Here is a 9193-nt window from a genome sequence, read left to right on the forward strand (position 1 = left end):
TCACTGCACGATCATGAACTTGTTGCCGTCCGGGTCGCGAAAGCTGAACATCGGCGGCACGGGGTCGCCCCATCGCTGGACCTCCTCGTCCGCGTCGACACCGCGGTCCCGCAGCGCGGCATGGTCGGCGTCGATGTCCTCACTGGTCAGAATGATGCCGGTCTCGACGCCCGGCGACTGCCCCTCCATCGGCAGGACCAGCGAGATCGCGGCCGCGCCGCCGACCGGCGCCACCTCGATCCAGCGGTGGCCGTCGCCGAAGGGGACGTCCGCGCGCTTCTCGAAGCCGAGCGTGCCGACGTAGAAGTCCAGCGCCCGGTCCTGGTCGGACACTGGGACGGCCACCCGGCCCAGCTCGGTGATGCGGGTGCCCATGGTGCTGTCGGTCATGATGATCTCCCTAGCGGAATGGTGCTGCTCGTAGGACCGCCCGGCCCGACGGAACTCATCGCCTCCCCGCGAGGAGTTTTCTTGACCTTCAAGCCGCATGAACCTCAACAATCGCGCCCATGGACGACACGCATGACACGGCTGATACGGACGGCCTGCTGAGCATCGGCGCCTTCGCCCGGCGGGTGGGGCTGGCGCCGAGCACGCTGCGGTTCTACGACGACTGCGCGGTGCTGCGCCCCGCCCACGTGGACACGGCGACCGGCTACCGCTACTACGCCGCGGCGCAGCAGCCGCGCGCCGCGCTGCTGCGCCGGCTGCGGGAGGCCGAGCTGCCGCTGGTCGACGCGACGGCCGTGCTGGACGGGCCGCACGAGGAGGCCCGCGAGGTGCTGCGGGCTCATCTGGGCCGGACGAGGGAGTCGGCCGCGGCGGCCCGCGCCACGGTCGAGGAGATCCTGCGCGCACTGCCCGGGGGCACCCGCCGCGCCGAGGTCCGCGTCGGCGGGGCCGAACTGGCGCGCGCAGTGCGGCAGGTGGGCTCGGCGGTGGCGGCGGGCGCGGTACGGGAGGAGTTCCCGGTGCTCGGCCGCGTACTCGTCGAGATCGACGGCGAGGAGATCCGGCTGGTGGCCACGGACCGCTACCGGCTGGCCGTACGGGCGCTCCGGCCGCTGTCGATCGCGGGCGAGCCGTGCGAACTGCTGCCGGACATCAATGAGTTGACGGAGACAGCGGCCTGGGCCCGGCGGCTGCCCGAGGTCACCGTCGAGGTCGAGGGGCGGCAGGCCCGCGTACGGGGCGGCGGCGAGTGCCGGGAGCTGGTGGGCTCCGACGAGGTGTTTCCCGCGTACCGGATGGTGCTGGACGACCTCGGGGCCGCCCGGCACCGGGTGATCGCCGACCGGGCCGGGCTACGGCGGGCCATCGCGCACGGCCTGGACACCGGCTACCGGGCGATCACACTCACGACCGCCGGGGACGACCTCCTGATCTCGGCGGAGGAAGCGGAGGAAGCGGAGGAATCCTCGGGGCCGGGGGCCGCGACCGCGCTGCGCGCCATCTGCACCGGACCGCCGCTGCGGATCGCCTTCGACCCCGGCGTACTGCTGCCGGCGCTCGACGCGAGTGTGGGGCCCGATGTGCTGCTGGAGATCGTGTCCGCGGCCCGGCCCGTCGTCGTCCGCTCCGCCGACCAGGGGAGCTTCACCACCCTGGTCATGCCGGTGCGGCACTCCACCGCCACCGAAACTGGCTAGAAAGGACCGAAGAACCGTGGATCCCGACAACTCCATCGTCCGCCTGTGCGTCCAGGGCATGACCGCCGAGGCCGAAGGCCGGGGTGATGACGCGCGCGCCCTGTTCCAGCGCGCCTGGGACACCGCCGCCGATGACTACGAGGCCTGTGTGGCCGCCCACTACCTGGCCCGCCACCAGCCGACCCCCGAGGAGACGCTGCGCTGGAACCAGGAGTGCCTGGACCGCGCCGACGCGGTGGGCGACGACCGGGTCCGTGGCTTCTACGCCTCTCTGCACCTGAACATGGGCCAGGCGTACCGGACGCTCGGCAAGACGGCCGAGGCCCGGGAACACCTCGCGCTGGCGGCCGCCCGCGTCGCCGACGTACCCGAAGGGCAGTACGCGCACTGGACCCGCTTCGCCATTGCGGACGGGCTGCGCACGACCGGCGCGGCCGCGCCCCGAGCCGCCGACGGCTCGCTGGCAGAGCTGGTGGCCGGGCTGTGCGCCCGCGCCGACCTCAGGGCGCTCGGCGTGATCCTGCCACCGTACCTGGGCGACCTCGGCACCGACGACGACCTGCGGCGCCTGGTCACCGCCCTGCGCATGGTGCACGCGGCGCGGTGGCTGCCCGAGGACGCACAGGACGCTCTCAGCCGGGCGATCACCTCGCTGGCGGGCTGAAAACGGCCAGAGCCGTTCCACCGTGGCCTCAGCCATGGCGCGTTGCGGCTCGCCACGGCCCGCCTCACAGATCCCGGACCACCCGGGCCCTGCCCTGCGTACGGAAGCCGAGGGCATGGCGGTAGATCTCGGGCATGCGGTAGCGCCCGTCGGCGTCCCTTGCCAGTGCACCCCACTGCTCCAGAGCTTCGACATCGTCGGCTGTCAGTTCCAGGTCCGCCGCCTCAAAGGGCATCTTGACGGAGTCCGAGAAGGCCGACATGCGCCGCAGGAGCTTTCCGAGGCGCGGGTTCTCCTGGTTGATCTCCTCCACCTTCGCACGGCTGCAGGCCCCCAGGGCGCGGCGCATGGCCGCCGGAGTCAGCGTTCTGTCCGGCCAGCGCTCATCTCCCACGGAGGCACCCGCCGCCTCGCAGAGGAAGCGGACGACATCGCGGGCCTGGATCTGCTCGTTGAAGTCCGCGAGGGCTGCGGGGACCCACCGCTCGGTCCATGCCTCGCGTGAGTTATCTGTCCCGAGTTTCGCCCCCCAAAGAGGGAGGAGCGCCTGGACGATCTCGTCGTAGACCATGTCGGCGATCGGCAGCTCCGGGGTCGCGACCGCCTCGGCGTTCGTCGCCACCCACAGTGAGAGCCGGAGGGCGTCCTCAATGTCCCAGCGCAGCTCATAGGGAGCGTAGCGGTCGAGGAACTGGCCGAGGTTCTGCCTGATCGCCGCGCGGACCAGGTCCTGGCGCACGAAGACCACGAGGCCGAGAGAGCGATTGCGAAGCCGACGGAGCCAGGCCGGAACTTCGATCAGCAGCGTCCGTAGCGCCATGCGCCTGGATTCCGCTTCCAGCGACTCCAACCAGTCCTCCAAGCCGTCGATGACGAAGAGGAGGGCCCCGGACGCGTCCAGAGTTCGCTCGACAAGGAATTCATCGGCGGGCACCTCCCGCCCGGCACCGGCTGACCAAGCCAGGCACTCCAGCCAGCGCAGCCGCCAGAACTCCGGGTCATCGGCCCGCTCATCCCGGAGGCCGGCGTTGAGATGGCTCCGGATTTCATCCGCGGTGACGCCTGACCCGCCTGCCGCGCGGTCTCTGAGCTTCTGCGGCGACACCATGCCCGCTTGCGGCTCCGCGATGTTGGCCGGGTCCAGGACGGGGACCACCATCGCGGCCCGCCCGACGCTCTGCCCGTTTTCCCGGGCAAACGCTTCCCAGGTCCCCTCGGCACACAACCTGGCGAAGGTGAACGTCTTACCCGCGCCCTTCGCGCCGACCACGACCGCCACCGGGAGGTCGGTGCTGTGATCCGCGATCAGTCGGCGCACCGGCTCGGTGGTGAGGAACCCGAGACCGGAGTCCATACCGCGCTGCTCGGCGAAGACGAGTCGGCGTGCGGTGCTCTCCAAGGCCCGTCGACGGCCGTCCAGCGTGGCCGGCTCTTCGGGACGCGTCGGGACCATCGGTGCCACGGTCGGGACGAATTCGACGAGCAGGCCGGGCACACCACAGCGCCGGACGACCTCCATCACCGCGTCCCAGCTCTGCGGAAGCGCCAGCAACTCCTCGCGGAACGGACTCAGCACGGGCTCAGTCAGGACCTGCTCGTCCACTGTCAGATCCTCTGGTGCGTACTCATCAGCAGTCGTCCCCGCCAGGGCGATCGTGGACGATAGTGCCGCCGAGAGCCCCCTGCGTGCCTCCTCGGCATGGCCGTCGTGGACATCGAGCCGGTACTGCGTCACGATCGCGCCCGGAGTCGGGTCCGTCCCTGCCACCGCTGGGGACTGCGCCCCCAGCTGCCGGATCATGGTCTCCGTGCCTTGGAGGGACTGACTGCTGATCGTAGTAACGAAAACCCGCATCACGCGGGGGTCCAGCAGGATCGGTGCCGCCAACTCCGAAGCCCCGGCCCGAAGGTCGAGTACGACGGTGTCGGCCTCGGCGGCGACGGCGAGGGCCGCCAAGGATTCGCTGAGGAAGTAGGGCGAGCGGTCCTCGGTCAGCAGGTCGGCGGGTCCGATCCGGGGCGGCCCGAGCCGCGTGCGCCGACTGGCCGGAAGGACAGTCACGCGGCCCGTCCCCGGATACCGGGAGACCCGCTGGTTGGGCAGGTAGGCGGCCGCGATTTCCACCGCCTGCGTGGGATCGCCCTGCTTGGACGAGTGCAGGAGTGCGAGGACGTCCTCGTACGCGATGTCGCAGCGGCCCCCCTGCGCCTGGTACATCCAGGTGATGCCGGGCGCCTCCAAGTCCGCGTCGACGAGGAGAACGTGCTGCCCCTGGGAGGCGAGGAGATCGGCCAGCGCCACGGCGTGCAGTGTGCGCCCCACGCCCCCCTTGAAGGAATGGAAGGCGGTGAGCTGCTTGTCTCCGGCGAACTGCGCGGCTTCCGGGCGCGCAAGGGCATCGCCCAGCGCTGAGGTGACACGGCGTTCGCTGAGCTTGGGGCGGCGTGGGACTGACCCAGAATCAGTCGATTCAACCAGACGCACGGGAAGCGACTCAGGAGAGTGGGTCGTCGGACGGTCCAGAGCGAGTTCCAGGCCCATCTCACGTTCACCGGCCGATCCGAGGCCGAACTGACCGTCCAGCCATTCGCGGACCGCGGCGATCTCAGTCCCCGGGAGGACCGTCAGCTCCAGCCCGTCCCACCAGGCATCGACCTCCAGCAGCCACTGCGGCCACTGGCCGCCGACAGCTGCCTCCGCCAGTTGGGAATCGATGTCGACCCAGGTGAAGAGCTTGCCAGCCATAGCGCTCAAGATCCCTTCTTGACGTCCTTCACCAGTGCCTTCAGAGCTTCCATTGCCGCTTTCTGGTCCTCCGCGCGCAGTTCCGCACCGTAGCGCCACGCCTCATGCAAGTCGTGGCCCTCAATCCAGGTGCCGTCCCTGTACCGATGACACCGCAATGGGTCCGGGCCGGGGGCGGGGTCCTGGAGGTTCAGTGCCTTGGCCAGGCGACGCAGATTGTGCGTCCGCAGGTCACTGGGTAAGGCGGAAGTGTCCTCGCGCTGCAGAACCCAGCGCAGCACCTCGGCCTTCAACCCGCACTCGGCAGCGTAGAAGAGCAGCAGTCCGCTGACCGCACTCTCCCCCGCCTGCTCGGCGGCCACTCCCTGCTTGGCGAGCCGCTCGCGGCTCCGCCGTAACTCCCCGACCCCCACGTCCACCATCGCACCAGACTACTGGCTGGAGAACCGCAGTCTGGGAATTCTCCTCAGGCGCCATCGCCGTCCTTGGGGGGCGTCGGCGCCGAGGATCCGCCGCCCAGCCTGTGGCGTCAGAGATCGCCGGGACGGGGCCTGGCTACTTGCTCCTGAAGAAGTCCGGATGTCTGCCGAGGTCACCCGTTTGAGTGCTGGTGTGGGTCCTTCGTGGCCGTCACAGTGGGAACTGGCCGTGGCGGCCGGGGGTGGTGGCGATGTTGCGTGTGTCCGGACCACAGGACGCGTGGTGGGAGGTACTGCCGGAGCAGGCGCGGCAGATGCCCGCCGAGCTGGCCGAGATCGACGCGTACTTGGATGACGAGCGGTTCATCGCCCCGTGGCGGGGGGTGTTCGCCGAACGGCTGGGGCGGCCGTCGGTCCCGCTTGAGACGCTGCTGCGGCTGCTGTACCTCACCCACCGCTACCAGCTCGGATACGAGACGCTGTGTCGTGAGGTAGCGGACTCGCTGAGCTGGCGGCGGTTGTGCCGGATCCCGCTGACCTCCCCGGTGCCGCACCCGACCACGCTGGTCGAGCTCGTGCGCCGTAGCAGCCCTCAGATCATCGAACAGCTCAACGCCGCGCTGCTGGGCAAGCTGGTGGAGGACAAGCTGCTGCGGTGCCGCAAGCTACGCATCGACACCGCCGTGATCGAAGCCGACATCGACCACCCCACGGACGCCGACCTGCTGGAACACGGGGGGACGCAAACTGGGCCGTCCGGTGCGTCGCATCAAGACCGCCGGCGCCGCCAGGCGCACTCCGTTCCGGGACCGCAGCCGATCAGCGGGGCGACGCCTGAAGCGGATCTCCCGCACACTGCGGCGGCGCACCGGCCGGGCCCTGGGTGAGATCGACCGGCTCACCGGCGAGGTGGCCGCCATCGCCACGGCGACGCTGCGGGACGTGGCCGCCGTGGAGCGCAACACGCGGCGCGCACTGCGCACACCGCCCTCGGGGCGGCTGGCTCACCTGGCTGGTGAGCTGACCGAGACGGTGACGGGCACCCGGCGTCTGCTGGAACAGACCGCCTTGTGACTGGCGGGGATCCCCACGATCCCGGACCGGCTGGTGTCGTTGGCCGACCCCGATGCCCGGCCGATCCGCAAGGGCAAGCCCCAGCACCCCACCCAGTTCGGCTACACAGCGCTGGTGGCCGAGGACGAAGGCGGCTTCGTCGTCGACCACCAGGTTCACCGCGGCAACCCCGCTGATGCCCCGCAGTTGGTGCCTTCGGTCGAGCGGGTGACCAGCCTGGTCGGCCGGGTCCCGGGGACCGTGGTCGCCGACCGGGGCTTCGGCACCGCGTCCAACGACCGGGCACTCGCCGAACTCGGGGTCCAACGGATCGGCCTCCAACGCAACGGAACCCCGGGAAAGGCACGCCAGGAGTACGAACGCAGCCGCCCGTTCCGACGCATGCGCAACTGGAGAGTCGGAATAGAAGTCCGTATCAGCCACCTCAAGCGCAGCTTCGGCTTCCGCCGCACCCGCCTCCGCCACCTGGCAGGCGCCCAGACCTGGTCCGGACTCGGGATCTTCGCCTACAACCTCCACCGGATGACCGTCACTTCCCAGTGAACAAGGACAGCAGCCCGGCCCCGGACCCCGACACGGCACCCCCGTCACCAATACCCCGGCCACCAGGTCAGACCCCTTTCCCAGGAGCAAGTAGCTAGTGGTCCCAGGCCCGGGGCCGGGTCAGGGCCTCCCACTCGGGCCGCAGCAGAGACAGGACCGCGAGGTCGTGACGGCTCCCCCGGTGCGGGCACGCGGCGCGCCGCACGCCCTCCTGGACGAAGCCCGACTTGGCGAGGACTGCGAGGGCGGCGGCGTTGGTGGTGTGGGTGACCGCCTCCAGGCGGTACAGCAGCATCTCGCCGAAGGCGAAGTCGACCAGCGCGCCGACCGCGTCGCTGCCGTGCCCCTGGCCGCGCCGCGCCGGGTCCAGCACCGGGCAGACCTCCCCGGTGCCGACGACGAGGTCCTGGCCGGTGAGGGCGATGTGGCCGATGGGCGTGCCGTCCTCCAGCAGCACCAGGAAGTCGTCACGGCCCCCGTCGGCGACGTCGTTCTCGACCCGTTCGCGGACCGTGGACAGGGCCCTCGGCCAGAAGCCGGCTTCGTGCAAGGCCACCGGGTCGGACCGCCATCGGTGGATCAGTTGCGCGTCATCGACGTCGAGAGGCGCGAAGCGGACATCCCTGCCGCGCCAATACATCACGCGCTCCGGATCCGGCTCCATCGCATATCCCCCCCTCGGTGCCCCGCGGCGCCTCTTCGCGTATGGGCGGATCCTAGGGAGCGCCCATGCGCGGCGGCCAGCCGTTTTTCGCACAACCTCCGGTCGCACCGCAGGTATTCGCTGGACCGGCTCGACACCCGAGGGTAAATATATTCCTCATGTCGAATAATCATGCATCTCTTGGTGTCTCCACGCCGCTCACCTGGCCACTCGGCTTCCACGCCTACACCGGCCACGGCGGCATCCGCGACAGCGGCGACGACATCTCGATCATCGCCTCGGACCGGCCCGCCGTCAGCGCCGGGATGTTCACCCTCAGCCGCTTCGCGGGCCCGGCCGTGGTGCTCAGCCGTCGGCATGCCGCCGGACGGCGGCTGCGGGCGGTGGTCACCCTGGCCCAGAACGCCAATGTGGCCACCGGCAAGGAAGGGGAGCGGAACGCCGCCGAGGTGGTCGGGCGCGTCGCGGGGGTTCTGGGGGTCGCGGAGAGCGAGGTGCTCATCGGCTCCACCGGGGTGATCGGGCGCCCGCTGCCGATGGATGCCATCCGTACGCATCTGGACCAGCCGCATCTCGCCCAGGGCGCCGCCGTCTTCGACGCCGGGACCGAGCGGGTGGCCCGGGCGATGATGACCACCGACACCCGGCCCAAGATCAGTGCGCGCTCGGTCGGGGCTGCCCGGATCGTCGGCGTCGCCAAGGGCGTCGGGATGCTGGAGCCCAATATGGCCACGATGCTGGCCTATCTCTTCACCGACGCGGCCATCCCGCCCGACGCGCTGGACGCCGCGCTGCGCGGGGCGGTGGACCGCAGCTTCAACTGTCTGAGCGTGGACACCGACACCTCGACCTCCGACACGGTGGCCGTGCTTGCCAACGGCGCGGCGGGGCCGGTCGACCAGGTCGAGTTCGCCGCCGCGCTCGCCGAGGTGTGCCTGGATCTGACGCTGCAGATGGCCATGGACGGGGAGGGCGCCACGAAGCTGCTCCGCGTCACCGTCGACGGGGCCGGGGACCGCGCACAGGCCAAGCGGGTGGCGAAGAGTGTGGTGAACTCGCCGCTGGTCAAGACGGCCGTGCACGGGGCTGACCCCAACTGGGGGCGGGTCCTGATGGCCATCGGCAAGAACACCGACGACACCGATATCGAACCGGCCAAGGTGAGCGTGCGCTTCGGCGGCATCGAGGTCTACCCCGAGGAGCCCGAGGCGGACACCCTGGACCGGCTCACCGAACTCATGCGGCACAGCGAGGTCGACATCTCGGTCTCCCTGGGCCTCGGCGAGGCCGCCGCCACCGTCTACGGCTGCGATCTGTCGGCGGGCTACGTACGCGTCAACGCCGACTACACCTCCTGACGCGAGGCTTCGCAGCCCCAAAGCGGCCGGCCCGGCGCGCTCTCTTCGAGCGCGCCCGCTCTGTATAGGACACCTC

General features: G+C 70.5%; 7 protein-coding genes and 1 pseudogene. 4 read left to right on the forward strand and 4 right to left on the reverse strand.

Annotated features, from left to right (window positions below):
* The gene (locus tag ACWDSL_RS11695) at positions 1 to 390 is read right to left on the reverse strand and encodes a VOC family protein (protein WP_450484177.1); all 390 of its coding nucleotides are present in this window, start codon (positions 388 to 390) and stop codon (positions 1 to 3) included.
* 119 nt (positions 391 to 509) lie between these two features.
* Here ACWDSL_RS11695 and ACWDSL_RS11700 point away from each other — a divergent pair, with 119 nt between their 5' ends.
* Together ACWDSL_RS11700 and ACWDSL_RS11705 are read left to right on the forward strand one after the other, a co-directional pair.
* Positions 510 to 1649 carry a DNA polymerase III subunit beta family protein gene (locus ACWDSL_RS11700; protein WP_450484179.1) on the forward strand — a complete coding sequence of 380 codons (1140 nt, stop codon included), beginning with the start codon at positions 510 to 512 and terminating at the stop codon, positions 1647 to 1649.
* A gap of 16 nt (positions 1650 to 1665) precedes the next feature.
* Entirely contained in the window at positions 1666 to 2313 is a 648-nt protein-coding gene (locus ACWDSL_RS11705; protein ID WP_450484181.1) for a hypothetical protein, read from the forward strand.
* Positions 2314 to 2377: 64 nt separating this feature from the next.
* Here ACWDSL_RS11705 and ACWDSL_RS11710 read toward each other — a convergent pair whose 3' ends face one another.
* Complete coding sequence (locus ACWDSL_RS11710) at positions 2378 to 5059, reverse strand: KGGVGR-motif variant AAA ATPase (protein ID WP_450484193.1); 2682 nt, start codon at positions 5057 to 5059, stop codon at positions 2378 to 2380.
* Between the two features lie 5 nt (positions 5060 to 5064).
* A complete protein-coding gene (locus tag ACWDSL_RS11715) occupies positions 5065 to 5481 on the reverse strand; it encodes a hypothetical protein (RefSeq protein ID WP_450484183.1) in 417 nt (138 codons plus the stop codon).
* 248 nt (positions 5482 to 5729) lie between these two features.
* On the opposite strand from ACWDSL_RS11715, the pseudogene ACWDSL_RS11720 reads away from it, so the two are divergent.
* A pseudogene (locus ACWDSL_RS11720) lies at positions 5730 to 7095 on the forward strand (ISNCY family transposase).
* A 94-nt stretch (positions 7096 to 7189) separates the two neighbouring features.
* Here the strand turns inward: ACWDSL_RS11720 and ACWDSL_RS11725 are convergent.
* Complete coding sequence (locus ACWDSL_RS11725; RefSeq protein ID WP_450484185.1) at positions 7190 to 7759, reverse strand: GNAT family N-acetyltransferase; 570 nt, start codon at positions 7757 to 7759, stop codon at positions 7190 to 7192.
* A 158-nt stretch (positions 7760 to 7917) separates the two neighbouring features.
* Between ACWDSL_RS11725 and argJ the strand changes: the two genes are divergently transcribed.
* Positions 7918 to 9117, forward strand: a complete 1200-nt coding sequence (argJ, locus tag ACWDSL_RS11730) for a bifunctional glutamate N-acetyltransferase/amino-acid acetyltransferase ArgJ (protein ID WP_450484187.1) — start codon at positions 7918 to 7920, stop codon at positions 9115 to 9117.
* The last annotated feature ends 76 nt before the right edge of the window (positions 9118 to 9193 follow it).

It is taken from the genome of Streptomyces sp. NPDC000941, from assembly GCF_053599555.1.